The sequence below is a fragment of the Pseudolactococcus insecticola genome (genome assembly GCF_011170065.1).
GTDB lineage: Bacteria > Bacillota > Bacilli > Lactobacillales > Streptococcaceae > Pseudolactococcus > Pseudolactococcus insecticola.
Genome location: NZ_BLLH01000002.1, coordinates 145,656 through 168,301 on the forward strand (window position 1 = coordinate 145,656; position 22,646 = coordinate 168,301).

Here is a 22,646-nt window from a genome sequence, read left to right on the forward strand (position 1 = left end):
ACATAACTTTCTATATCCTAGTGAATGAAATGACGAAGAGCTTAAGGAAGTTGCGCCTGCGATTACTCAGCGCATAAAAGCACTGCCACATACACATTAACCCAAACTTCCAAAAAATCTATCTCGTTCTATTTAATTACCACTCTAACACGAAACGCCAAAAATAACACTTAACAAGCTCACGACAACTTTGTTATCTGTTATAATTTCCTAAGTTTTCAATTCGATTGAGAGATTTTTTCTTCCATTTTCAGCTAATATTTCCCTTGGGGAATCCACCAAAATGTCCTATTTATCACGCTTTATCTATTTTACAATAATTTTCGAAATATTCCCACAAAAAAGTTTTTTTATCATAATATGAAAACGTATTCTGAAAGCGCTTGATTTATTTTTATTAAAAGAATATAATAGTTAAGTAATCATTTTTTTATCATATCTAAGGAGGAACTCAATTTGAGTATCGGAATCGTAATTGCGAGCCATGGTGAATTTGCCAATGGCATTAAGCAATCTGGTTCAATGATCTTCGGTGAACAAGAAAAAGTACAAGCTGTAACTTTTATGCCATCGGAAGGTCCAAATGACTTGCGCGCTAAGTTCGACGCAGCCATTGCCACATTCGACGCTGATGATGAGGTTTTAGTTCTTGCGGATTTGTGGAGCGGGTCTCCATTTAACCAAGCAAGTGCTGTCATGGGTGAAAACCCTGATCGTAAAATCGCTATCATCACAGGTCTTAACCTACCTATGCTGATTCAGGCTTATACTGAACGCATGATGGACGCAGATGCTGGTGTCGACAAGGTTGTCGCTAACATCATCGGTGAAGCTAAGGGCGGTATCAAGGTATTGCCTGAAGAGTTGCAACCTGCTGAAGCGGGCGCAGCTACTGCTGATGCACCTGCTGCCAAAGCTGCTGCTATCCCTGAAGGGACTGTCATCGGCGACGGTAAAATCAAGATCAACCTTGCCCGACTTGACTCACGTCTTTTGCATGGTCAAGTTGCGACAGCCTGGACACCTGAGTCTAAGGCAGACCGCATCATCGTGGTTTCAGACGCTGTTTCAAAAGATGACATGCGTAAGAAGCTCATCGAGCAAGCTGCCCCTGGTAACGTTAAAGCTAACGTTGTCCCTATCTCTAAAATGATTGAAGTTGCAAAGGATCCGCGTTTTGGCGAAACTCACGCACTTCTCTTGTTTGAAACACCTGACGATGCACTTGCTGCTATCGAAGGTGGCGTACCAGTTACGTCATTGAACGTTGGTTCTATGAGCCACTCAACTGGTAAAACAATGGTCAACAAAGTCCTGTCAATGGACAAACACGACGTTGAAACTTTTGAAAAATTGAAAGACCTTGGCGTTGAATTTGACGTACGTAAAGTACCAAATGATTCAAAAGCTGACTTGTTCGACTTGATCAAGAAAGCAGATGTGAAATAAGCCAGAGCTTAAGACACATCACACATCTCAAAAACTATTTATTACATGAAAGGGACTTATAAAAATGTCTGTTATTTCTATAATTTTGGTCCTCATCGTTGCCTTCTTAGCTGGTATGGACGGTATCCTCGACGAGTTCCAATTTCACCAACCACTTGTGGCGTGTACCCTGATCGGTCTCGTAACAGGTAACTTGACTGCTGGGATCATCCTTGGCGGTTCACTCCAAATGATCGCACTTGGCTGGGCAAACATCGGTGCTGCAGTTGCACCCGATGCAGCGCTTGCATCTGTTGCCTCAGCTATCATCCTTGCCCTTGGTGGTAAAGGTAAAGCTGGTGTTTCTGACGCCATTGCTATCGCCGTTCCCCTTGCAGTAGCTGGTCTTTTCTTGACAATGCTCGTGCGTACTGTTTCAGTTGGTCTCGTTCACGGGGCTGATGCTGAAGCTGAAAAAGGTAACATTGCTGGTATGCAAATGTTCCACTTTATCGCCCTTGCCCTTCAAGGTCTTCGTATCGCTATCCCTGCTGGCCTTATCCTTGCAATCGGTGCTGATCGCGTATCATCTGTTTTGAACGCAATGCCAGCATGGTTGTCTGCAGGTATGGCTATCGGTGGTGGTATGGTCGTTGCCGTTGGTTATGCGATCGTTATCAACATGATGGCAACTAACGAAGTATGGCCATTTTTCTTCATCGGTTTCGCACTTGCAGCCGTTTCATCATTGACTTTGATTGCCATGGGTATGATCGGTCTTGCGATCGCTTTCATCTATCTTAACCTCTCTAAACAAGGTGGTTCAGGTAATGGTGGTGGCGGTGCAGGATCTGGTGATCCTATCGGCGACATCTTGAACGACTACTAAGAAAGGAAACGAAAAATGTCTGAAAAAATTACACTTTCAAAATCTGACCGTCTGTCAGTAGCATGGCGTTCTACTTTCCTTCAAGGTTCTTGGAACTACGAACGTATGCAAAACTTGGGATGGGCATTTGCCATGGTCCCAGCTATTAAAAAACTTTACACAACTAAAGAAGACCGTGCAGCAGCACTTAAACGTCACTTGGAATTCTTCAACACACATCCATATGTTGCTTCTCCTATCCTTGGTGTAACACTTGCCTTGGAAGAAGAAAAAGCCAATGGTGCACCTGTTGATGACGTTGCTGTCCAAGGGGTTAAAGTTGGTATGATGGGGCCTTTGGCCGGTATCGGTGATCCAGTCTTCTGGTTTACAGTTCGTCCTATCCTTGGTGCCCTTGGTGCGTCTCTTGCAATGAGCGGTAACATCTTAGGTCCAATCATCTTCTTTATCGCTTGGAACTTGATTCGTTGGGCATTCATGTGGTATACACAAGAATTTGGCTATAAAGCTGGTTCTGCTATCACTGATGACCTCTCTGGTGGTCTCTTGAAAGACATCACTAAAGGTGCTTCTATCCTTGGTATGTTCGTCCTTGGCGTACTCGTTGCACGTTGGGTATCTATCACTTGGACTCCTATCGTGTCTACTGTTAAACTTGATAAAGGTGCATTCATCGATTGGAATCATATTACTTCCGGATCAAAAGGTATCCAAGAAGCCTTGCAACAACAAGGTTCTGGATTGTCATTGACTTCTGAAAAAGTGACAACTTTACAAAATAACTTGGACTCCCTTGTTCCTGGTTTGTCAGCACTTGGTCTCACATTCCTTTGTATGTGGCTCCTCAAGAAAAAAGTATCACCAATCATCATCATCCTCGGCCTCTTCGTCGTGGGTATCGTCTTCCACCTTATTGGTTTGATGTAATCAGGAAGATTCATCTGAAAGTCACAGAAATGTGGCTTTTTTGATGCAAAAAAATGCCCTATGTGGTAAGGCATCATACCTTTCAAATAAAAGAAAACCCCCTTATCAAATAAGGGGGTTTATCCGACAAATTAACGACGGATTTCTTTAATACGAGCAGCCTTACCTTGAAGGGCACGCAAGTAGTAAAGTTTCGCACGACGGACTTTACCGTAGCGGATAACTTCGATTTTTTCAACACGTGGTGTGTGGATTGGGAAGATACGTTCTACACCAACACCGTTTGAGATTTTACGAACTGTGTAAGTTTCTGAGATACCTTGTCCTTTACGCGCAATAACAACGCCTTCAAACAACTGAATACGTTCACGAGTACCTTCGACAACTTTGGCGTGAACACGCACAGAGTCACCAGGACGGAAAGCAGGGATGTCGCTACGAAGTTGACCTTCGTTGATAGCTTCGATTAATGGATTCATTTTATTCTCCTTGTCTACCAATCTTATGGCACTCGTGCCCAGCGGATTAGCGATATTTAGTGCGTCCATTACGCACAAGTTCTATTATACCAGAAAACGCCTGAAATACAAGCGTTTTTTGATTATTTTTAAGCTGTTTTTTCACTAAATGTGCGATTTTTGAGTTCATAGATAACGTCACTGCTGTTTGCGACTTCGCTTTCGTGGGTGACTAGGATGACGATTTTACCTTCGTCGTGTGCGATGTCTTGGAAGATTTTTACAATATCACGAGTGGTTTCTTCGTCTAGGTTGCCTGTGGGTTCATCTGCGATGATGATTTGGGACTGGGTGATGAGGCTGCGGGCAATGGCGACACGTTGCTGTTGTCCACCGGAGAGCATGCCAACTTTTTTGTGAATCAGCTCTTCACCTAGTCCAACACGTTTCAAAATATCAGTGATCGCTGCTTTTTCATCGCTATAAGTTGCACCCGATATGTTGATGGCCGTTTTGACATTGTCAAAAGCTGTCATATAGGTCAGGAGGTTGTAGGCTTGAAAGACGGTCGAAACGGTCTTTAGGCGGTACTTAGTCAGGCCCTTTTTTTTGATATCAGTATCGTCGTAGAGGACCTTACCTCCCTTTGGCGTGTCAAGGCCAGCTAGGAGCGAGAGCAGGGTCGTTTTACCGCTGCCAGATGAGCCCAAGATGGCATACATGACGCCTTCTGAAAATGTTTCTGTCACGTCACGAAAGAGGTAGTCGTCAGGGTTTTGTGTGTAATAATAGGTCAGATTTTCGATTTTCAGTGTCATATTAAGCTCCTGTCAAGATTTCTTTAGGGTTGAGACGGATGATACCAATGCTTGCAATCACCACAGCAATCACGATGATACCAAAGGCTATCGCACCAAGCATAGCAATTTGTTTGCCGCTCATTTTGACATTTAGTTTATCAATTGCCTTAATCTGTGTCGCGCTTTGGTTAAATGGATTTGTACGTGCCGCGCCACCTTGTTGTGGTCCACCAGCTTTATCAGTAGTTGTCGTGCTCGTTGTAGTCGCTGTTGTTTGGCTTTCAAGGAGCTGACTACCTACGGCATTACCAACGAAATTACCTGATGCTGTGGCAATCCCAACAGCTACAACCATAACAATGAAAAGCTCTACAAAGAATTGACCGATGACTTTGAGACGGCTTTCCCCCATACTCATGAGGATACCGATTTCGCCACGACGTTCGCGAATGGTCAAGATGACAATCAAACTCAGGATAATCGTCCCTGCTACTGCTACCAATAAAACGATGTTACGTGCAAATTTTGCGACATTATTCAAAGGTTGGAGCATAGTTTGATAGGTAGCGTCGTTACTTGTCACGCTATAAGTTGTGGTATCAATTAGCTTATCAGCTGCTTTGACAAAGGCAGCACTTTTTGCTGGATCTGTCAGATTGTACACGGCTGAATCAACCGTCCCTGTTGTACCTGCGAGTGTATTTGCAAACGTTAAGCTTGAGTAAATTTGGTTACTAACGTTCATAAATGAGAAGCTCATAGCTGTACTATCAAGGCTTGCTGATGACTTGTAAATCCCTACAACTGTCATGGTGTAAGACTTGCTGTTGCTATCAAGCAATGTAAAGGTTGAGCCGACTTTTAGACTGTTTGCAGTGGCAAGGTCAGACTCAATCACGACATTATTTGTTTTTTCGTCAGAAGTCGTAAGGGCACGGCCGCTTGTGATTTTATTGGTGCCAGCTGAGAAGGCTGTGACACTTTTCAGGTTATTGGTCCCAATGACTTGGAAATCTCCTGAAGGTTGTTTTTCTTCGCCACCGCCTGAAAATTCAGCTTTCCCGCCACCATCTGTTTCTGTTGTTGAAGATGTTGTTGTGCTGCTTGTTGACGTGATTGGTGTGATGTTCCCTTTTGTAGCTGTTGTTTGCTTGGTAAAGCTGTATGATTTAACGCCTGACAATGCTGCTATTTTTTGGGCATCCGTCAGCTTGACAGGTGTCAGATCAAACGTCCCACGAGTTGTTGTACTGCTACTACTTGAAGCAGTTGCTTGCGCTTTTTTCATCATGGCTTCGCGGTCAACGGCAAGCGTCACGGTTGCACCAGCTTCTTTTTTAGCATTTTCGATTGATTGGTTGGCTGAGTTATTGATGACAAGTCCTGATAAGACAAAGATGAGAATCGCTGAGAAAGTCACGATCAAAAGAACTGTTCTACCGATTTTGGCTCTTGTAAATAACCATGCGCGTCTGATAAAATCCATTTTCTACCTACTTTCTTATACCGCAGTGTTAGTGCTTGTGCTGTTGTCCGACGATGTTGCAGTTGATGATCCGGACGTTGACGAGTCTGACGAATCTGAGGTCGCACCTCCCTGTGCATCTGGCGCATTGCCATCACCACTTTGACCGCTAGTTTTAAAATCAGTCGGTCTCTGATGACTTGGCACGGTATTAGTAGGTGTTGCCATACTTTTTAGCGTATAGCCTCCTCCAAATCCTAGAGCTACCAGGATAATGCCAGCAATAACTGTCATTACGCGCTTTTTGTTAAAAAATTTCACCATAATAAAAAATCCTTTCAATATTGTGAGCCTAACTCAACTCTTGATAAGGATAGTTTACTATTTAGGACTTTCGTCAACCTAAACTCAAACTAAATTGAAACTTAAAGCTTTTCAAGTAGGTCTGGTAGTTCATGAAGACTTTGAATGCTATGGTCTGGCGTGACTGTGCTATTTGCTGGTTTATCGTCACGGTTGAGCCAGATTGATATGATGCCTGAGGCATTTGCCCCTAAAATATCTGTAAATAGGTTATCACCAACCATGACTGTACTTGCTTTTTCAGCCGTTGCACGGGTGAGCGTAAAGTCAAACAGACCAGGCGCTGGTTTACCTTGACCAAAATCACCCGACACAAGGATTTTGTCAAAATATTGTCTGAGTTTGCGCGTTTTATCAATCTTGAAATGCTGCAAAGACGGCGCACCGTTTGTCAAAAGAACCAGCTGATAACCAGCATCTTTCAGCTGATCAAGCACCTCATAAGTATCGTCAAAGGCAAGTGCTAACTCTAGTCTGATGGTCACAAACATCATGGCTGCAACCTTTGACAAGCGCATGTCAGGCACACCCACATCGGCAAAGGCGAGCGACCAGACCATCTGCCGAAACTCTTTTGCCGTGTCTCGTAGATCAGGAAAACGCAAGCTGCTATCAGCAAACTCGCCCCATAACACTTCATAGGGGCCAATGCCTATCTGGACTGTGAAATCAAAAATATCATAACTAGATAAAAGCGACTCTGTCCGATCACGTACGGCTTCTTCTAGCAATTTAGCGTCAATCTGCGGATACTTGGCTGACACAAAAGATGTCGTGCGATCAAATGCAATCTGAACCGCTGCTTCATCTAATAAAAGCGTGTCGTCCAAGTCAAAAATAATGGTTTTTACTGTCATCTATACCTCCGGGTTATCGCTCACAAGCGCTGCAACACCAATCTCTATCCCATTTATAATCAGGACAAATGGTGGGAAAAGGAAAATCGTCACTGCAAGACTAAAAAGTTGCAGTCCCCACCAGATCGGTGAGTTGATAAATCGATAGACAGGCATGGCACGAAGACGGTCAGAAACATCTGGATTTGCCTTCGCTAAATTACCCGTCAATATCTTATACGAAATTCCCCACGAAAAGTTCACAATAAAATAAAATATTGCTGGAACCACACTCATCATGTGACTGCCAAGAAACTTGATCGAAAACGGGATCAGACTCAATGTAAACATCCAAAAAAGATTTGAAAAATAAATTTTTCGGGTGATTCTTTTTGATATGGCAAACAGATAATGGTGGTTGTACCAAGACACGCCAACGTCAACAAAGGCAACGAGATAGGCTAAAAAATAGGCCCAGTTTTCTGATAATAAATCATGCCAAGTCGCATGTTCAGGCACCTCAAACTCCAATACCATAATCGTCACTAAAATCGCGATAATGGCGTCAGAAAAGGCGGATAATCTTTCTTTGTTCATTCAAATTCTCTACTCTCTACTCCCTACTCATTTTTTTGCGGATAAAATAATAATCTCATTTTCCAATGAGATTATTATAGCATATTTTCTATCGATTAAACGCTTTAAGTTGCTTTGCAATATCACGATTTTGTTCTTTTCGTTTGATGGTTTCGCGTTTGTCGTAGTTCTTTTTACCTTTTGCAAGACCCATGAGAACTTTAGCAAATCCGTCTTTAATGTAGACGCGTAGTGGCACAAAGCTCATGCCTGCTTGAGAAATCTCAGCTTCAATTTTTGCGATTTCTTTTTTATGGAGCAGGAGTTTGCGGCTGCGTGTCGGATCAACATTCCAAATGTTACCTTCTTCAAACGGTGTGATATGGACGTTACTAAGCCAGACTTCACCGTTTCTGACGCGGGCAAATCCGTCTCTGATATTGATACGTGCTTGTCTGACGGACTTGATTTCAGTCCCCGTCAGAACAATGCCCGCCTCAAATGTGTCTGTGATTTCGTAGTCATAGTGCGCTTTTTTATTTTGCGCAACGACATTATCTTTGACCTTTTCTTTTGCCATTTTGATGACCTCTTTGCTCTAAGCTATATTTATTCAGTCAATCTTGTTATTTTTTCTTGACATCTTTGTTTTTGTAAAATGGTTTTTTGTCTTTATTTTTCTTCCAGTCTGGGCGCTTATCACGAGCGTTTCTGCCACCTTGTTTGCTGCGATCATCCCTACTACGCTTTTCAACGGCTTCAACGACATCTAGCTCACTGTTGACATGTTCAAAGTCAATATCACCTGTAATCTTGTCAGACTTGATCAGCTTGACTTTGACGACTTGCCCCATGCGGAAAGTTTTGCCGGTACGCTCACCTTTCAAGCTGAGATCACGCTCATTGAAGTTATAAAAATCGTCACCCAGTGTCGACATGTGAACGAGGCCTTCAATGGTGTTAGGCAATGAAACAAAGAAACCAAAACGTGTCACAGAAGAAATCGTGACGTCATACTCGGTACCCACATAGCTTTCCATGTACTCAGCTTTTTTCATAGCTTCGACCGTCCGCTCAGCATCGATAGAGCGGCGTTCGCGTGATGATGTTTGCGTCGCAATCTCAGGAATGATTTCTTCAAAATGCTCGATAACATCGGTCGTCGGATGGCTTTCTGCACGGATGAGACGATGGACGAGCAGGTCAGGATAGCGACGAATAGGCGATGTGAAGTGCGTATAATACTCGGCGGCTAAACCGAAATGGCCGAGATTATCCTCGTCATATCGTGCTTGCTGCATTGAGCGCAAAAGCATGGTAGACAGTACCATTTCGCCAGGCTTGCCCTTGATTTGTAGCATGAAATCCTGCAAATCTTTTGACTGCATTTTTTCTGGCGTACCTTTGAGTGGAATACCAAAAACTGAAGCAAAATCGATGAAACGTGTGAGTTTGTCAACTTTTGGATGTTCATGCACTCGGTAGATAAATGGCAGTTCACGCGTTGCAAAATCGCGTGCAACCGTTTCATTTGCAATCAACATGAAGGACTCAATCATCATCTCAGCTGTACCACGTTTGCGGACTTGGATGTCAACGGGTTTTCCTAGGCTATCAACGATGATTTTCGCTTCTTGCGTTTCAAAATCAATCGACCCACGGCGGGCACGCATTTTGAGTAGAATCTCATGAAGTCTTGCCATCTGTGTTACTGACTCAGAAATTTTAGCAAATTTCTCTAGAAATTCTGGTTTTTCAGCCAGCATTTCATTGACGTCTGAGTAGGTCATGCGTTCTGTCGTTTTGATGACTGACTGCGAGATCTTGTAGTTGATGACGTATCCGTCAGGGTTGATCTCCATGACACATGACTGCGTGAAACGGTTGACACGTGGATTGAGTGAACAGATGCCATTTGACAAACGTTCTGGCAACATTGGCACAACACGGTCTGTCACATAGGTCGACGTGCCACGGTTGAGCGCTTCACGATCAAGGGCTGAGCCCTCCGTCACGTAGTAGCTGACGTCTGCGATATGGACACCAAGTTCGATATTACCATTGTCAAGCGCCTTGATATGCACGGCATCATCCAAGTCCTTGGCATCGGCCCCATCAATGGTGAATGTGATCTCATCACGGTAATCCACGCGATCCACGATGTCTTTTTCGTCAATCTCATCTGGCACGGCATTTGCCTCAGCCATCACATCCTCAGGAAATTCTGATGGAATCCCCAGACTTTCGAGAACTTCCAAAACGTCAATCCCTGTATCTGTTGACTTTCCGATGATTTCTGTGACCAGCCCTTGCAGTACATCTGGAAAATCACGGTCTGGGTAATGTGTGATGTCCACTCTGACAATATCGCCAACTTCAGGCGTCAAACCTTTTTTGGAAATGTTGGTTCTAAACGGAATTTTCTTGTTTTTATTGATGACATAGCCTAAAAGTGAGCCGCTGTTTTTCTTTTCTTCTTCATTGAACTCGAAAAATTCGCCGACAAGCCCTGTAATCGCGCGTGTTTTAATGGCTGCGACCTTACCTTCGGCTTCATTGCCTTTGAGGGGATTGGCTGGTGACGTGATTTTAACTGTGACTATGTCTTCATTCATGGCAAATTTTGTATTGCCTTTTTTAACGAAAACGTCAGGCTCATTTTCGCCAATTCTGACGAAACCAAAGCCGCGTGGATTAGCAGAAAAAGTCCCTTCAAGCAGCGCAACTTCAGGTTGTGGCAAGGCAATATTGCCACCTGCTGTGACTTCGATTGTCTTATTTTCTTCAAGCTGGGCAATGGTTTTGACGACTAATTTGTAGTCGTTTGCGTCATCAGCCATACCGAGATTTTGAGCGAGCATTTTTGGTGAGATAGATTTTGACGGCATACTCGCCAAATAATCTGTGATTTTTTTACTTAATTTCATGTTTTTCTTTCCATATGGCGCTGATAACTTGCAAATTTTACGCCGATATAAAAGCTGAGATTTTATCCCAGCTTCTCTTGTTAAGGTTAATTATCTGGTTGAAAGGACGACGAGTGCAAAGCCGACAAGCAGCCAAATACCAATCATCACACCTGTAAAACGCTGCATGACAGCTTCAAAACCGCGTGCTTTACGGCGCTCAAATAGCTCATCGCCACCGCCTGTAAAGGCACTTGCTGCGCTATCTTGTTTTGAGGGCTGAATCATGATTGAGACCACTAAAATAGCAGACAAAACCAACAAGACAGCGATTAAAATATCGTAAATTACTTTTATCATTTTTTTTCGTCTTTCTAGAGATTACATTATGTCCAATTATATCATAAATTTGAATTTTTTGCTGAAAATTATTGAGATGGTGGTCTTATTTTGCGATTTATCACTGATTTTTGATGTCTTGGCATGAAAATAGACTTCATTTTCTGAAGTCTATTTCTATTGATTAAGCATTTTCCGTGATGTATTTATAGACGGCTTGGCCTGCTGTTGCGCCCTCCCCGACAGCTGTCGTGATTTGACGGAGGTCTTTTTGACGGACGTCTCCGACCGCATAGATGCCCTCAACCGCTGTTTGCATGTGGTCATCTGTGATAATCCAGCCAGCTTCATCCGTGATGCCAAGGTCTTGAACAGTTTCAGTCATCGGGTCAAGGCCGACATAGACAAAAAGTCCACCAAAGTCTTTTTCCGTAATCTCGCCTGTTTTGAGATTTCTGATCTTGACACCCGTGATTTTCATATCATTTCCAAGGACTTCTTCAACTGTTGAATCCCAGATAAATGAGATTTTGTCATTGGCAAAAGCACGGTCTTGAATGATTTTTTGTGCACGCAATTCATCACGACGGTGTAAAATGGTCACAGATTGACCAAAACGTGTCAAGAACAGTGCTTCTTCGACTGCGGAATCACCACCACCAACAACTAAGATTTCTTGATTGCGGAAAAACGCACCATCACATACCGCACAGTAAGACACCCCACGCGCACCATACTCTTCTTCACCAGGAACGCCTAAATGCCGGTGGTTAGCACCTGTTGCGATGATGACCGTTTTTGTATCAAACTCAGCGTCTTCTGTCGTGATTTTTTTAGTCCCGTCAGGATTAACGCTGACAGATTGCACGATGCCATAAGCATTTTCAACGCCAAGACCTTCAAGTGGTTCGTGCATCTTCATAGACAGCTCAGGACCCATGATCGTCCCATAGCCAGGATAATTTTCAATCTCAGCGGTGTTATTCATCTGACCACCGGGCGCACCACGCTCTAACAAGAGCACTTTTAGCTCACTTCTTGCGGCATACATCGCTGCTGTCATACCACCAGGTCCCGCACCAATCACTACTGTATCGTATAATGTCATGTTATTTCCTCACTTTTTACTTCTCATTTTCATAATAAAAGATAACTCCATTATAGCTGAAATTACCTTTTTTTTCTAATATAACGATTCATCTCGCTTTTAAAATGATCAAAACCGCAACGACTGCAAAACTCAGAACCGGTATCGTCAAAATATCAATCAGTAAAATGTCAAAAATCCTGTTCTGACGGACATTTTTTGGCTGATTATAACTGCGAGAAATCACACCCAACATGTAGATGCCGCTGACTATGATAACAAAAACCGCTGAAATGAGTAAACTTTTCAAATATATGCTTAAAACTGCTTGCATCAGAGAAAATTCCCCATTTCAAGATTTTTCGTATGACGCGCCAAAAATTCCTTCGTCCGTGCCTGTTTAGGCGCATAAAAGACGTCTTGCGCAGTTCCTTCTTCAATGATTTTACCTTTTTCAAGAAATAGCACTTTTGTCGCAACGTTGTAGACAAAGTCCATCTCATGACTCACGATAATCATCGTCTGACCTGCTTTAGCAGCCTGGATAATTGATGCTTGGACTTCGCCCACAAGCTCTGGATCGAGCGCTGACGTTGGCTCATCAAGTAACAATAGCTCTGGCTTCATTGCAAGGGCACGGGCAAGACCAACACGTTGCTTCTGACCACCTGATAAAAACTTGGGATAGTAGTCTGCACGTTCTGACAGCCCTACTTTTGCAAGTTCCTCTGCGGCTTCTTTGACGGCTGTTGCTTTATCTAGTTTTTTAACTTGGATCAAGCCTTCCATGACATTTTCAAGGGCGGTTCTGCGTTCAAACAGGTTAAACTGTTGGAAAACCATGGCCGTTTTACGGCGCAAAGCAAGAATATCATCTTTGGCAATGTTAGCATAATCAATATCAAGTTCTGCGATATTAGCGTGACCAGAATCTGGTGCCTCAAGGTAATTGATTGAGCGCAGGAAGGTTGATTTACCAGCACCTGACGCACCAATCAGCGCAATCACGTCACCAGGCTCGATATCAAGCGAGACATTATCTAAAACAATGTTATCGTCAAATTTTTTATAGAGATTTGAAAGTTTGATCGTCATACTTGTGCTCCTTTCGTGTTTGATGCTGCTGCATTATCAGTGTCAAAAGGGTTACCTTTGGGGATTAAAAGGCGGTGTTTGTTATTGTCTTTTGGTGTGATCTGTAGCTTACGCTCAAGCAGCCGAATCAGGTTTTCAAACACAAGATTGATAGCCCAATAGACCAAAGCAACAGCCAAATAACTCTCGAAGACACGGAAATTTGAACCGCCGATGATTTTAGCTTCTGCGGTCATTTCAATGACACCTGCAACAAAGGCTAGAGAAGTCCCTTTTAACAAGCCCATGAGCGCATTGCCAAGCGGTGCCGCAGCAACTGTTGCTGCTTCTGGCAACGTCACACGTCTGAAAACTTGGCTATTGGTCATACCAAGCGATTTTGCTGCTTCAATCTGACCTGAATCAACGGACTCAATCGCTGCACGAATCGTCTCTGAGTTATAAGCTGCTTCATTTGCCGCAAATGTCAAGATGACAAATAGCATCGGTGAAATATCGTTGATATTGTAGCTTGTGCCATAGTTGAGGTTGATGGCTTTTAAAACCAATGGAATGCCTGTGTAAGTCAAAAGCAGTTGCACATAGATCGGCGTTCCTCGGATAAAACTAACAAATAAAGCCCGAATTTGATCCAAAACAGGTAATTTATTGATTTTAATCAGCGCCAAAACTAGACCCAAAACAAGGCCAATAATCATGGCAATCACTGTAATGATAAATGAAGTTGGCACGCGGCTAATAATTGGTGCAAAGGCCTTCACAAATGCGTCCCAGTTAAATATCTTGTCGAAAAACATGGTCCAAAAATCAGTGAAATTGTACTGACCTTTGACAGTCAAGCTCACGATTGCGATGGCAATCACAATCACGGCTAAAATGCCGAGTGCTACTTTTGTTGCTTTTTTCATGTGTCAAAAACTTTCTATCAATTTTTCAGGCTTTACTTAACCGTGGCAAAATCTTATTTATATTGATCTGCTGCTGGGACGAAGTCGCCACCAAAATATTTTTCAGATAAGGTTTTAAGTGTACCATTTGCTTGCAATTTTTTCAAGACTTTGTTGACTTTACCTTGCAATTCTTTACCTTGGTCATCTTTGGTAAAGAGGAGATATTCGTAGCCGTCATGCGCATCTTCTGATTCTGACTTGATATTGTCAACTTTAACGTCAGTCAAGCCTTTGTCTTTGATGATAGCTTTGAGTGAAATCGCATCATATAAAATAAAGTCAATCTTGCCTGAATCCACGTCAGCAATCCGGCTTGCAATCGGATAGTTACCGTCAACATAGTTGAGTTTGAGCGCTTTATCAGGATTTGCTGTGTTGAACTTGGTCAAAATCGTTGTGAAGTTTGCTGATGGCAAGACTTCTGTTGACTTGCCAGCCAAGTCTGACAAACTTGTGATTTTTTTATCAGACTTGACTGCAACAGCATTGTTTGATTTTGAAAGCGGTGCCGAATAATAATATTTGGCATCACGTTCAGCATTCCAGCCGATGTCGTTTGCGGCCAATTGGTAGCGTCCTGTGTCTACGCCTGCAACGACGCTATCAAAGTCAGTAACGTCGATTTTGAGTTTGTACTCAGGTAATTCCTTGAAAACAGCACGCGCGACTTCAACGTCGTATCCTGTTGTTTTATCGTTGTCAGCATAGGTAAACGGTTTTGTATCCGCGTCAGTTGCTAAGGTGATGGTTGTCGTTTTGCTGCTTGATTTACTATCTGACGATTTACCGCATGCTGCAAGCGATACTGCTGCAGTCAATGTCAGCGCTGAAAGGAATAATTTCGTTGTTTTTTTCATTTTGCCTATTCTCCGATTTAGCTTGTTAAGTTATGAATTATTATTTCATTTTATCACTGAAATTCACGGTTGGTTATAAAAAAAAGATATGGCCGCTGTCAAAAAAACGAAAGGCTTATTGGTCACGTAAAAATGGCTCCCAATCAGGAAACCATTTCATTTAACGCTTATTTTACTTCTTCAAATGTGAAGCCACTCCAAGGTTTGATATAGTCCAGCAAGAACAGCTCGTCGTCAGAAATGCGCCCGACAACATTGATCTGACCATGGTTTGGCATATCTTTCAACGCAATCTGTGTTTCACCTTTGTATTGACCAAACGCGACATTGCCAATCAAAATATCGCCACGCGTGATGTCAGCTGTGTCATGAGCGGGAAACTCCTTGTCCTTATGCCAAACCCGCGTCATCGTTGATCGTAAAATGTAGGCACTGCGATCCCCACGATAGCTGTGCTCACTCTCAAACAAGACAATGCGTTCATTAGCCGTAATCGTTTTGCTGGGTACGATTTTCAAAGCAGGCTCAGCTGCGAAAAAGGCCTCGCTCATTGCTTTAAGCTCTTTTTCACTGGCATAGGCGTTACCAATCGTGATGTCGTTGATACCTCCCAGTAATTTCATGTGTTTGACTTGTGTTGCAAGCTCAAGGTCACGGTGCAGTTCAAGGCTTGCAAGTCCGTCATTATAAGGCCACGGTCCAAATGTCGCATCGTGTGAATTGACAAAAGCCATGGTATTAAGATTGTATTTGTTAAATTTCTCCGTGCACTTGATGAAATGATCCAGCGCAAGCCCTGAATAGCGCATGGGATAGAAATTGTGACTGCCAAGCAGGTTATCCGGATTTGGTGAATAACTCATGATATTATCCACGTAGTTAGTACCTTGGCTCATGTTAATCTCGATTTTGATGCCGTATGGATTACGAGTCATTTTCGCCTCTTCAGCACCTGTAAAACCAAGGTCAAGCCGCACGCCGTCTGCACCCATGTCATGGAAAAATGACAAATCGTCATAGGACACGCCGAGTTGCTCAAAAAGCCCAGGATTGATATCAACCATGACTTCCATGCCAAGGGAGTTTGCGTAATCTACTGGTTTTTTAAAACCTGCAAGCACTTCTGCCTTGTCGCCATTAATCTCAAGCAGACTTGTAAAAACGCGTTTGAAACCATACTGATGCGCCAAGTCAAGATAAGCCTTGTCCTGTTCAAATGTGCTGCGTTCTGGATAAATCGAAATACCTAGTTTGCCCATGTTTGTCTCCATTTTCTATTTTTAAATAGTTGAAAGCGTTTTATCTACAAACTTATTATAACAAAAAAATTGGTCTATGCCAATTTTTTGAGTGATTGTCTTCCAAATTTAGCCGAAATAACGAAAGAGAAAAAAGCCAGCAACGATAAAGAGGAGCATCCAGATAACCGAAATAATGGTACCGAGCTTCGCAAAATGGCTACCTTTCAAATCATATTTTTCAATATGTTCAAAAGCAGTCAGGCTAAAAATCAGACCCAGTACCGCAGTAACAGGAATAATCGCTAAAACAAGACCTAAAACGGCGGCCTTACTTGTTGTTTGTGTTGTCGTATTTTCTTTTCTCATCTTGTCCCTATTTTATCAAATTATAGGTATAATGACAAGATTTTATCTGAGCTTTGATTTATATCCGTCTTACTTTTTGGTACAATAGGACTATGATAACTTTTATCAAAAAAAATCGCTTATTTCTTTTGGCTAGTTTTCTCTTGCCTTTACTGATTATGACTGTCAATTTTGCTATTTTAGGCATTTATTGGCATAGTAATACCACTGTTCTTGCAGGTGATGCTTATCATCAGTATGTCGCCTTTCACGCTCTTTTTTCGAGTATTTTACACCATGGTTCTGGCTTTTTTTATAGCTTTACAAGTGGTCTTGGGCTTAATTTCCTAAGTTTTTCGGCTTACTATCTCGGTAGTTTTTTCATGCCGATTACCTATTTTTTCAATGCTAGCAATATGCCTGATGCCCTCTATCTTTTGACCTTGCTCAAGTTTGGCTGTATTGGATTATCGAGTTTTATTGCGCTCAAAAACATGTACAGCAAACTGTCAAACTGGCTCGTGCTCAGCCTTTCTGGCGCCTATGCGCTCATGAGCTTTCTTGTCAATCAATCAGAAATCATCATGTGGCTAGACGTCTTCATCTGGATCCCTCTGATTCTCTGGGGCTTACACAGCCTGATGGACACCCAAAAACGAACACTTTATTTTGTCAGTTTGGCATTACTTTTTATCCAAAACTACTATTTTGGCTTTATGATGGCGATCTTTCTGACAGGGTATTTCTTCGTCAGAATGACGTTTGACGGCTGGTCTTTTCGAAAATTGCTGGATTTTGCTATCACGTCACTTCTAGCGGGTCTTGCTAGTTTGATTATGATATTGCCCATGTATCTGGACTTAAAAGCTAACGGCGAAGCCTTTACACCGGTCACGTCGCTTTGGACAGATAAATCTTGGTATTTGGATATTTTTTCAAAAAATTTCGTTGCTAGCTATGACACCACGCAGTACGGTGCTGTCCCATCGATTTATGTTGGTATTTTGACACTTTTTCTCGCCATTTTATTTTTTGCAACAAAAAGCATTCGATTGCGCACAAAAATTGCATTTTTCCTGCTGCTTAGCTTTATCATCGCATCATTTTACCTGCGAGCACTCGACCTTTTCTGGCAGGGCATGCACACCCCAAACATGTTTTTACACCGTTATAGCTTTGTTTTCAGCATTTTGGTCGTAATCATGGCGGCAGAAACACTGACGAGACTAGCTGAGATTCGACTACGGTGGCTTTTGAGTCTCAGCTTCCTAACCTGTACTGCATTTGTGGCAACTGTTTTAAGCAAACATTACAATTATGTCAAATCGCTCAATAGCACGCTCACCTTGCTATTTGGGATTGCCTATCTGGTCTTGCTTGTTGCTAGCCGTAAAAAATGGCTGTCTGCCAAACAATTTTACATCTTTGTCAGTCTATTTATGTTTTCAGAGCTTGCCATCAACGCCTATTATCAGCTCAACGGCATTTCTGATGAATGGCACTATTCATCTCGGGCGAGCTATGATAATAACACTAAAAAAATCATGCCCGCTGCTGAGAAAATTGCAAAAGATGATCAAACTGATTTTTCCCGTATGGATGAAACACAACCTGATACTGCAAATGATGGCATGAAGTATGGTTATAACTCACTCAGCCAGTTTTCATCCGTCAGAAATCGCAAGTCCTCATCAACACTTAATCTGCTCGGCTTTCGTTCTGACGGAACCAATCTGAACCTGCGTTATCCGCTCAATACTGTGCTGATGGATAGCATTTTCGACATTCGCTATAACCTCAACAGCAACGAACCTGCCAAATATGGTTTTGAACCGACAAGTCTTCCCAATCTGACGAAAAACACTGCCGCACTACCGCCTGCGATTTTTGTAGCAAATGGCTATTCTGACGTCAAACTAAAAAAGAAGGCCATTATTGCCAACCAAACCGCCTTTGTTAATGCGCTTTCTGGCACGTCGTCACAGTTCTTCAAACAATTTTACACCGATAAAGAAACGACAAATGCCGCGATCACTGGTGGCAATGGTCGTGTCACACTGACGCAGAAAAATGCGGCAGAAATCTCGCTAAGCTATACTGTCACAGCTCCGGCGAAAAGCCAAAGCTACCTCAAGTTTGCCGATGCCACCTATCAAAACACGGATGCCCAATACGTCAAAGTCACACTTTCTTCGGGCAACGCTACACGCACACTTTTTGTAAATACCTACGATACAGGCAGTTTGATCAATCTGGGCTATTTTGAAAAGTCGACGCAAGTGACAGTCACACTCGAATTTCCCCAAAATCGTTACGTCAACTTTGATACGACTGAATTTTGGGCAATGCCTGTGAACACGTATAACAGTGCCATTGCAAAGCTAAAGAGCAATCCTGTCACCGCAAAAGAAGTCAAAAACGGGCTAAATCTAACAGTCACAGCCAAAACCTCCGGCGACTTATTTATCACTGTCCCTTATGATAAAGGCTGGTCTGCTAAGGTTGACGGAAAATCTGTCACCGTCAAGCAGGCACAAACTGGCTTCATGCGTGTTCCTGTCTCAAAAGGTCAGCATAAAGTCCAACTTCGATTTGTACCACAAGGCTTAAAGGCTGGCAGTATTTGCTTTGTCATTGCCATCGTCCTCTTTACAATCTACAATAAAAAGCGCTCACGTGCTTAATACTCAATAATAAGAAAAGCGAGAGCCCGATTTCGGTGCATCTCGCTTTTTTTATGTCAATAGATTGGTCAGGAAACTGCCACCATTGATCAGGATATAAGAATATAAAAATATCGGTAGAGGTTTTCCTACAAATATAGTAAAGAGGAAAAATCGCCAACTCATCTTGGTCTGACTGGAAATCAGAACCAGCGCATCATCAGGTGCAATGGGCAACAATATCGCAATGAAGAAAATGAGATCGTACTTACGCTGACCACGATTGACCCATCCCATATATTTATCATAATTTTTTTCTTTGATAAATGTCTTGACAAGAGCCGAGCCGTAAACGCGTCCCAGATGAAACAGGATGATTGAACCAATGACGATGCCGATATAGTTGTATAGAAAGCCTTTGTAAGGGCCAAAAATCATGACACCTGCAACAGTTGAGATACCACCTGGAATGATCGGAATAACCACCTGAACGATTTGTAAGCCGATAAAAATAAATGGTCCCAGTACATAATGCGCCAAAACAAGCTCTGATAAAGCGTGCTGATCTTGTAGAACACCAATCCGATACAGATAATAACCGCCAATCAGACAGGCAATGATCCCAAGAACTGAGATGATATTAAAAAATTTCTGGACAACTTTTAATACTTTTTCATTCATATCCTTGTGCGATTCCTAGTCGTGATTGAGGGAGTTTATGTTGAGCGGGGAGTTTTGATAACAAGCAATATACCAGCTTATTTTAACTGATCAGCCTGTTTAAAAAGCGCCTAGAGCTGTTCAGACTTAACTTTTTTCAAATAAGCCATTTGCTCATTTGTCCAGTCAGAAAGATTGTCTTTAAACGGTTGGAAGCCGATTTTATTGTTGGGATTGTTAAAATGAAATTTCCGCTGAATATGATGACTTTGCGGCTGCTTTTCAAGTGTCCGAAGACTCAGCGAAATCTTACCAGTGTAGTCATCAATGTCAATGATTTGTGCTCTTTTGATCTGACCTGTCTCTATCACCTCATGAATATCTGCGATGTAACCAGATTGCACCTCAGAGATATGAATCAGACCTCGGCTTTTTCCAAATTTAACAAAAGCACCGTATTTTTGCAGGCCCGTGATTTCGACGTCGACAATGTTACCAATTTTGATAGGAGTTTCTGCTGTCATTATTTTTTCTTCTTGTTTGTTTTCTTTTTGCTGACGTTGCGTTTTTTACTACTCGTTTTTTTCTTGGTAGCTTTTTCTGCTGTCACTGGATTGTAGCTTGATTTTTTAGCTTGTTTTTGGACTTTGGCCGTTTTGCTAGCTATTTTATATCAACTTTTTCTGCAGCTGTTGCCACTTTTTCTAAATCAATGCTCGTGATGACAACATCATTTTCAGGTTTATCTTGGAAACCAACAGGTTCTTTGGCAATGCGATCAAGTGTCGCAAAACTGTCAGTATCTGCGAGTTGTCCAAAAACAGTGTGACGACCATCTAGATGTGGTGTGCCTCCCGCTGTATAAATTTCAGCGATTTCATCAGGCCAGCCACCCTTGATCAGCGCATCTTTGTCATAAGGCAAGTTTTCGTTTTGCACGATGAAAAATTGGCTACCATTCGTGTTTGGACCAGCATTTGCCATTGAAAGCGCACCACGGATATTATAGACGTTATCTGAAAATTCATCGTCAAATTTTTCGCCATAGATAGACTCGCCACCCATGCCTGTTCCTGTTGGATCGCCGCCTTGAATCATAAAATCACGGATGACACGGTGAAAAATGATGCCATCATAATAACCTTTTTCAGCTAATTCGACAAAATTTTTGACTGTTTTCGGTGCAATTGTGTCAAATAATTTGACCTTGAGATCTCCCAAGTTCGTGTGAATTGTTGCGATTGTACCTTGGTATTTGCCAAGGTCTGTTTGTGGATATGTTGTCATGTTTTCTCCTTATTATAAAATATTTAGTGCTTGCAAAGCCTTCTCTATGCCATCATTTTCAACGGTATCTGTCACGTAGTCCGCCTTTTCTAAAATATCTGGATGTGAGATTTTCATAGCAACTGATAAGCCTGCAAAGTCAAAAAGCTCTAAATCATTGAGTTCATCGCCAAAATTGAGCAAGTTTTCTGACGTCAGACCAAGCGTGTCTAAGACGTGTGATACGCCAATCGCTTTACTGCCTGTCATCGGCACGATGTCTGACGAGTGCTTATGCCAGCGCACCATGCGCACCTTGTCCGCCAAGTTTTCAGGCAAGATAAGCTTGTCATCTTGCTCTGAAATCGTCAGCATCTGATATACCGCATGCGTCAGATAATAATCTTTATCAATCGGAATCTCACCATAGACAGGCGTCACCGCATCGCGCGCAATCGCTGACCAGTTCGAGCCAACGACCTTATCAGACCCATAAAAAACGTAATCTTCACCTTCATCACGCAACCAAGTCACCAAGTCTACAACGACCGTTTCTGGCAATGGCTGATCATAGATGAACTTGCCTGTTTTGTCTTCAACGTGAGACCCATTTGCCGTGACAAAAAAGTCAGGTTTGAGCGCACGAACTTCTGGCACAACGCCAAAAAGATTGCGCCCTGTTGCAATCCCTGTCAGAATTCCTTTTTCACGAAGTGCATCAAACACTCGATTGACAGAGTCAGGCATAAAACCCGTATCCTTGACACGTAAGGTATCATCAATGTCAAAAAAGATAATTTTGATTTTTTGCGCCGCTGTAATGGCTGCCGTCATATTTTTTTCCATATCATATATTATACCATTTTCATGCGATTTTGTGCTTGATTGCATAGATTGCTGCTTGCGTACGATCATCCACCTGCAATTTGGCAAGGATATTGGACACATGCGTCTTGACTGTTTTGAGCGAGATATACAGCTCCTCTGCAATTTCTTGATTGGATAAGCCTTTTGCGATTTCTTTTAAGACTTCTGACTCACGTGCCGTCAGATCATCATGCAACTCAGGCTTAGCATGATTTTTAGCATAGATTTTCGCACGAACACTGTCAGAAATGACATCCTGCCCTGCTGCGATTTTCCTGATAGATGCTGCAATCTCACTTGCCTGTGAGGTTTTTAAGATATAGCCTTTGACGCCAGCCTCAAGTGCTGGAAAAATCTTTTCATCATCTAAAAAACTCGTCAGAATCAAGATTTTCGCTGCTGGATTTTCCGTCAAAATAGCTTTTGATGCCTCGATCCCGTCCATCTCATCCATGACCAAGTCCATAAGAATGACGTCAGGCGCATATTGTTTCGCTTTTCTGACGCCGTCAAGCCCATTGACGGCTTCGACGACCACCGTCATATCGTCCTGCATATTGAGATAACTTGAGAGCCCCAGACGCACCATTTGGTGATCGTCGACTAGCATGAGTGATAGTTTGTCCAT

Annotated in this window: 25 protein-coding genes; 4 read left to right on the plus strand and 21 right to left on the minus strand. The window is 42.5% G+C overall.

Annotated features, from left to right (window positions below; translation table 11 throughout):
• The first annotated feature begins 456 nt into the window (after positions 1-456).
• The 3 genes from Hs20B_RS02950 to Hs20B_RS02960 all read left to right on the plus strand — a co-directional run bounded on the left by Hs20B_RS02950 (position 457) and on the right by Hs20B_RS02960 (position 3,244).
• Positions 457-1,449, plus strand: a complete 993-nt coding sequence (locus Hs20B_RS02950) for a mannose/fructose/sorbose PTS transporter subunit IIA (protein WP_172355462.1) — start codon at positions 457-459, stop codon at positions 1,447-1,449.
• A gap of 64 nt (positions 1,450-1,513) precedes the next feature.
• Positions 1,514-2,317: a PTS mannose/fructose/sorbose transporter subunit IIC gene (locus Hs20B_RS02955; protein WP_172355464.1), complete on the plus strand. Its 804-nt coding sequence runs from the start codon at positions 1,514-1,516 to the stop codon at positions 2,315-2,317.
• 15 nt (positions 2,318-2,332) lie between these two features.
• The gene (locus tag Hs20B_RS02960) at positions 2,333-3,244 is read left to right on the plus strand and encodes a PTS system mannose/fructose/sorbose family transporter subunit IID (protein ID WP_172355466.1); all 912 of its coding nucleotides are present in this window, start codon (positions 2,333-2,335) and stop codon (positions 3,242-3,244) included.
• Between the two features lie 131 nt (positions 3,245-3,375).
• Here Hs20B_RS02960 and rplS read toward each other — a convergent pair whose 3' ends face one another.
• The 16 genes from rplS to Hs20B_RS03040 all read right to left on the minus strand — a co-directional run bounded on the left by rplS (position 3,376) and on the right by Hs20B_RS03040 (position 16,583).
• The gene (gene rplS / locus Hs20B_RS02965; RefSeq protein ID WP_047915332.1) at positions 3,376-3,723 is read right to left on the minus strand and encodes a 50S ribosomal protein L19; all 348 of its coding nucleotides are present in this window, start codon (positions 3,721-3,723) and stop codon (positions 3,376-3,378) included.
• Positions 3,724-3,851: 128 nt separating this feature from the next.
• The gene (locus tag Hs20B_RS02970; protein ID WP_172355468.1) at positions 3,852-4,520 is read right to left on the minus strand and encodes an ABC transporter ATP-binding protein; all 669 of its coding nucleotides are present in this window, start codon (positions 4,518-4,520) and stop codon (positions 3,852-3,854) included.
• Position 4,521: 1 nt separating this feature from the next.
• Positions 4,522-5,988: an ABC transporter permease gene (locus Hs20B_RS02975; RefSeq protein WP_172355470.1), complete on the minus strand. Its 1,467-nt coding sequence runs from the start codon at positions 5,986-5,988 to the stop codon at positions 4,522-4,524.
• Between the two features lie 15 nt (positions 5,989-6,003).
• Entirely contained in the window at positions 6,004-6,195 is a 192-nt protein-coding gene (locus tag Hs20B_RS02980; protein ID WP_172355472.1) for a hypothetical protein, read from the minus strand.
• A gap of 197 nt (positions 6,196-6,392) precedes the next feature.
• Positions 6,393-7,187 (minus strand): HAD family hydrolase, encoded by a 795-nt coding sequence (locus Hs20B_RS02985; protein WP_172355474.1) that lies wholly within the window; start codon positions 7,185-7,187, stop codon positions 6,393-6,395.
• Positions 7,188-7,763 (minus strand): TMEM175 family protein, encoded by a 576-nt coding sequence (locus Hs20B_RS02990; RefSeq protein ID WP_172355476.1) that lies wholly within the window; start codon positions 7,761-7,763, stop codon positions 7,188-7,190. It abuts the gene before it with no gap.
• An 88-nt stretch (positions 7,764-7,851) separates the two neighbouring features.
• A complete protein-coding gene (smpB, locus tag Hs20B_RS02995) occupies positions 7,852-8,322 on the minus strand; it encodes an SsrA-binding protein SmpB (protein ID WP_172355478.1) in 471 nt (156 codons plus the stop codon).
• A gap of 46 nt (positions 8,323-8,368) precedes the next feature.
• Positions 8,369-10,669, minus strand: a complete 2,301-nt coding sequence (gene rnr / locus Hs20B_RS03000) for a ribonuclease R (RefSeq protein ID WP_172355480.1) — start codon at positions 10,667-10,669, stop codon at positions 8,369-8,371.
• Between the two features lie 90 nt (positions 10,670-10,759).
• Positions 10,760-10,996 carry a preprotein translocase subunit SecG gene (secG, locus tag Hs20B_RS03005; RefSeq protein ID WP_172355805.1) on the minus strand — a complete coding sequence of 79 codons (237 nt, stop codon included), beginning with the start codon at positions 10,994-10,996 and terminating at the stop codon, positions 10,760-10,762.
• Between the two features lie 175 nt (positions 10,997-11,171).
• The gene (gene trxB, locus Hs20B_RS03010) at positions 11,172-12,095 is read right to left on the minus strand and encodes a thioredoxin-disulfide reductase (RefSeq protein ID WP_172355482.1); all 924 of its coding nucleotides are present in this window, start codon (positions 12,093-12,095) and stop codon (positions 11,172-11,174) included.
• A gap of 88 nt (positions 12,096-12,183) precedes the next feature.
• A complete protein-coding gene (locus tag Hs20B_RS03015; protein ID WP_172355484.1) occupies positions 12,184-12,408 on the minus strand; it encodes a DUF4059 family protein in 225 nt (74 codons plus the stop codon).
• Positions 12,408-13,169, minus strand: a complete 762-nt coding sequence (locus Hs20B_RS03020) for an amino acid ABC transporter ATP-binding protein (protein WP_172355486.1) — start codon at positions 13,167-13,169, stop codon at positions 12,408-12,410. Before Hs20B_RS03020 ends, Hs20B_RS03015 begins: the two co-directional genes overlap by 1 nt.
• Positions 13,166-14,077 carry an amino acid ABC transporter permease gene (locus Hs20B_RS03025; RefSeq protein ID WP_172355488.1) on the minus strand — a complete coding sequence of 304 codons (912 nt, stop codon included), beginning with the start codon at positions 14,075-14,077 and terminating at the stop codon, positions 13,166-13,168. The genes Hs20B_RS03020 and Hs20B_RS03025 overlap by 4 nt, the downstream gene beginning before the upstream one ends.
• A gap of 53 nt (positions 14,078-14,130) precedes the next feature.
• Positions 14,131-14,976 (minus strand): transporter substrate-binding domain-containing protein, encoded by an 846-nt coding sequence (locus Hs20B_RS03030; protein ID WP_172355490.1) that lies wholly within the window; start codon positions 14,974-14,976, stop codon positions 14,131-14,133.
• Positions 14,977-15,143: 167 nt separating this feature from the next.
• Complete coding sequence (locus Hs20B_RS03035) at positions 15,144-16,235, minus strand: DUF871 domain-containing protein (RefSeq protein ID WP_172355492.1); 1,092 nt, start codon at positions 16,233-16,235, stop codon at positions 15,144-15,146.
• Between the two features lie 108 nt (positions 16,236-16,343).
• Entirely contained in the window at positions 16,344-16,583 is a 240-nt protein-coding gene (locus Hs20B_RS03040; RefSeq protein ID WP_172355494.1) for a hypothetical protein, read from the minus strand.
• 92 nt (positions 16,584-16,675) lie between these two features.
• On the opposite strand from Hs20B_RS03040, the gene Hs20B_RS03045 reads away from it, so the two are divergent.
• Positions 16,676-19,246: a YfhO family protein gene (locus Hs20B_RS03045; protein ID WP_172355496.1), complete on the plus strand. Its 2,571-nt coding sequence runs from the start codon at positions 16,676-16,678 to the stop codon at positions 19,244-19,246.
• Between the two features lie 51 nt (positions 19,247-19,297).
• On the opposite strand, the gene Hs20B_RS03050 is transcribed toward Hs20B_RS03045, so the two are convergent.
• The 5 genes from Hs20B_RS03050 to Hs20B_RS03065 all read right to left on the minus strand — a co-directional run bounded on the left by Hs20B_RS03050 (position 19,298) and on the right by Hs20B_RS03065 (position 22,646).
• Positions 19,298-19,906, minus strand: coding sequence for a TVP38/TMEM64 family protein (locus Hs20B_RS03050; protein WP_172355498.1), 609 nt, complete (start codon positions 19,904-19,906; stop codon positions 19,298-19,300).
• A 110-nt stretch (positions 19,907-20,016) separates the two neighbouring features.
• Positions 20,017-20,409, minus strand: a complete 393-nt coding sequence (locus Hs20B_RS03055) for a CvfD/Ygs/GSP13 family RNA-binding post-transcriptional regulator (RefSeq protein WP_172355500.1) — start codon at positions 20,407-20,409, stop codon at positions 20,017-20,019.
• A 139-nt stretch (positions 20,410-20,548) separates the two neighbouring features.
• Positions 20,549-21,172 carry a peptidylprolyl isomerase gene (locus Hs20B_RS09705; RefSeq protein WP_228407446.1) on the minus strand — a complete coding sequence of 208 codons (624 nt, stop codon included), beginning with the start codon at positions 21,170-21,172 and terminating at the stop codon, positions 20,549-20,551.
• Positions 21,173-21,184: 12 nt separating this feature from the next.
• Entirely contained in the window at positions 21,185-21,985 is an 801-nt protein-coding gene (locus tag Hs20B_RS09710; protein ID WP_371863839.1) for a Cof-type HAD-IIB family hydrolase, read from the minus strand.
• 31 nt (positions 21,986-22,016) lie between these two features.
• Entirely contained in the window at positions 22,017-22,646 is a 630-nt protein-coding gene (locus Hs20B_RS03065; protein ID WP_172355502.1) for a response regulator, read from the minus strand.

What these genes read in the sequence shown, in the direction of transcription:
- Hs20B_RS03030 (WP_172355490.1), bottom strand. Translation starts at nt 14,976, where the DNA reads ATGAAAAAAACAACGAAATTATTCCTTTCAGCGCTGACATTGACTGCA.
- Hs20B_RS03025 (WP_172355488.1), bottom strand. Translation starts at nt 14,077, where the DNA reads ATGAAAAAAGCAACAAAAGTAGCACTCGGCATTTTAGCCGTGATTGTG.
- Hs20B_RS02960 (WP_172355466.1), top strand. Translation starts at nt 2,333, where the DNA reads ATGTCTGAAAAAATTACACTTTCAAAATCTGACCGTCTGTCAGTAGCA.
- Hs20B_RS03045 (WP_172355496.1), top strand. Translation starts at nt 16,676, where the DNA reads ATGATAACTTTTATCAAAAAAAATCGCTTATTTCTTTTGGCTAGTTTT.
- Hs20B_RS02985 (WP_172355474.1), bottom strand. Translation starts at nt 7,187, where the DNA reads ATGACAGTAAAAACCATTATTTTTGACTTGGACGACACGCTTTTATTA.
- Hs20B_RS03020 (WP_172355486.1), bottom strand. Translation starts at nt 13,169, where the DNA reads ATGACGATCAAACTTTCAAATCTCTATAAAAAATTTGACGATAACATT.
- Hs20B_RS03015 (WP_172355484.1), bottom strand. Translation starts at nt 12,408, where the DNA reads ATGCAAGCAGTTTTAAGCATATATTTGAAAAGTTTACTCATTTCAGCG.
- rplS (WP_047915332.1), bottom strand. Translation starts at nt 3,723, where the DNA reads ATGAATCCATTAATCGAAGCTATCAACGAAGGTCAACTTCGTAGCGAC.
- Hs20B_RS03040 (WP_172355494.1), bottom strand. Translation starts at nt 16,583, where the DNA reads ATGAGAAAAGAAAATACGACAACACAAACAACAAGTAAGGCCGCCGTT.
- Hs20B_RS02955 (WP_172355464.1), top strand. Translation starts at nt 1,514, where the DNA reads ATGTCTGTTATTTCTATAATTTTGGTCCTCATCGTTGCCTTCTTAGCT.
- rnr (WP_172355480.1), bottom strand. Translation starts at nt 10,669, where the DNA reads ATGAAATTAAGTAAAAAAATCACAGATTATTTGGCGAGTATGCCGTCA.
- Hs20B_RS03035 (WP_172355492.1), bottom strand. Translation starts at nt 16,235, where the DNA reads ATGGGCAAACTAGGTATTTCGATTTATCCAGAACGCAGCACATTTGAA.
- Hs20B_RS02975 (WP_172355470.1), bottom strand. Translation starts at nt 5,988, where the DNA reads ATGGATTTTATCAGACGCGCATGGTTATTTACAAGAGCCAAAATCGGT.
- Hs20B_RS09705 (WP_228407446.1), bottom strand. Translation starts at nt 21,172, where the DNA reads ATGACAACATATCCACAAACAGACCTTGGCAAATACCAAGGTACAATC.
- Hs20B_RS03055 (WP_172355500.1), bottom strand. Translation starts at nt 20,409, where the DNA reads ATGACAGCAGAAACTCCTATCAAAATTGGTAACATTGTCGACGTCGAA.
- trxB (WP_172355482.1), bottom strand. Translation starts at nt 12,095, where the DNA reads ATGACATTATACGATACAGTAGTGATTGGTGCGGGACCTGGTGGTATG.
- Hs20B_RS02990 (WP_172355476.1), bottom strand. Translation starts at nt 7,763, where the DNA reads ATGAACAAAGAAAGATTATCCGCCTTTTCTGACGCCATTATCGCGATT.
- Hs20B_RS09710 (WP_371863839.1), bottom strand. Translation starts at nt 21,985, where the DNA reads ATGACGGCAGCCATTACAGCGGCGCAAAAAATCAAAATTATCTTTTTT.
- smpB (WP_172355478.1), bottom strand. Translation starts at nt 8,322, where the DNA reads ATGGCAAAAGAAAAGGTCAAAGATAATGTCGTTGCGCAAAATAAAAAA.
- Hs20B_RS03050 (WP_172355498.1), bottom strand. Translation starts at nt 19,906, where the DNA reads ATGAATGAAAAAGTATTAAAAGTTGTCCAGAAATTTTTTAATATCATC.
- Hs20B_RS03065 (WP_172355502.1), bottom strand. Translation starts at nt 22,646, where the DNA reads ATGGACAAACTATCACTCATGCTAGTCGACGATCACCAAATGGTGCGT.
- Hs20B_RS02970 (WP_172355468.1), bottom strand. Translation starts at nt 4,520, where the DNA reads ATGACACTGAAAATCGAAAATCTGACCTATTATTACACACAAAACCCT.
- Hs20B_RS02980 (WP_172355472.1), bottom strand. Translation starts at nt 6,195, where the DNA reads ATGGCAACACCTACTAATACCGTGCCAAGTCATCAGAGACCGACTGAT.